We start from the raw sequence: 1,369 nt of genomic DNA on the forward strand, positions 1-1,369 counted from the left end.
GCAAGCGCGCCGCCCTCGCCCAGGCCGACCGTGTCGTCGTCCTCGCCGAAGGTCGCGTCGTCGCTGTCGGTCCCTGGGCGGAGCTCGCTCCGGCGTGGGGACACCTGGCGGGGTGACCAGGGACGATCGGTTGTAGATGATCCGATCGAGGGTCGAAGTCGCTACCGCGAATCCGAAGGCAAAATCTCAGGAAGCTCTCGGATCGCTTGTGGATAACGGGTTCTGAGGCCTTCGAGTGTCGGTGGTCGATGCTGGAATTGGTTCATGACCAGCACCGGACACCGCACCGATCGGGACCACCCGATCGTCGCTGCGCTGTCCGTGATCGAGGCCGAGCTCGACGACGTCCAGCACTCTCCGGCGTGGTCGATGAACGACGAGGAGACCCGCCAGACACTCCTCCGGGCGACCCGGTTGGCCCCGGCTCGCCGCCTTGGAGCTCAAGGTCGCCGCCCACGCCGAGCGCAACCGGGTCGGCGACGCCTCGGGTGCGACGTCCGCGGGTGTGTGGTGGGCCAACGAGACCCGCCAGGTGCAGCGCGATGCGCACCGCAAGATGCGCCTCGCGAAAGCGTTGGAGCGCCACGAGCTCGTCGGGGAAGCCTTGGCGGCGGGGGAGATCCTGGTGGATCAGGCCCAGGTGATCGTCGACGCCCTCGACGCACTGCCCGACGACGTCGACGTCGACATCAAGACCCAGGCCCGTGAGCACCTCCTCGCCCAGGCACGGGACTTCGACGCCAAGGCGCTGCGGATCCAGGGGCGGCGGATCCTCGACGTGGTGGCTCCCGAGGTCGGGGAGGCTGAGGAGGCCAAGCGGCTCGCCGCCGAAGAACGCCGCGCTGAACAATCCGCCCGGCTCACGATGCACGACGACGGCCACGGCCAGACCCACGGCCGGTTCACGATCCCGACCGGGGACGCGGACATGTTCCGCAAGGCATTGCAGGCGCTGGCCTCACCCAAAGCCGGTGGGCATGGTCTGTCGCCGCACGGGATGGGGTTGGCGTTCGTGGAGTACATCCGCCGCTACCCGACCGAGCGCCTGCCGTACGCCGGGGGTGTGTCGGCGTCCGTGGTCGTGCTGATGGACCTCGACACGCTGATGGGTGGTCTCAAAGCGGCGCAGCTCGACACCGGGACCAGGATCAGCCCCGGACAGGCCAGGAAGCTGGCGTGTGAGGCCGGGATCATCCCGGTCGTCCTGGACGGTGACTCCCAACCCCTCGACGTGGGCCGCGAGAAGCGGGTCCACACCAGAGCCCAACGGGTCGCGATGCTCGTGCGGGACCGGACCTGCGTCACCCGCGGCTGCGAGAGACCCGCCTCGGCCTGTCACGCTCATCACCTCACCGCCTGGGCTGAGGGC

2 protein-coding genes are annotated in these 1,369 nt (G+C 69.2%); both read left to right on the forward strand.

Translation table 11 applies throughout. The annotated features are described in order from the left end of the window. Window positions 1–116, forward strand: a 116-nt coding sequence (locus U1703_RS19040; RefSeq protein ID WP_503676844.1) for an imidazolonepropionase-like domain-containing protein, incomplete at its 5' end; no start/stop codon positions are given. Window positions 117–433: 317 nt separating this feature from the next. After that, window positions 434–1,369 (forward strand): DUF222 domain-containing protein (locus tag U1703_RS19045; RefSeq protein WP_332786968.1); only part of this gene is annotated, 936 nt, incomplete at its 3' end.

This window comes from Sphingomonas flavida, assembly GCF_036663655.1.
Taxonomy (GTDB): domain Bacteria; phylum Pseudomonadota; class Alphaproteobacteria; order Sphingomonadales; family Sphingomonadaceae; genus Sphingomonas.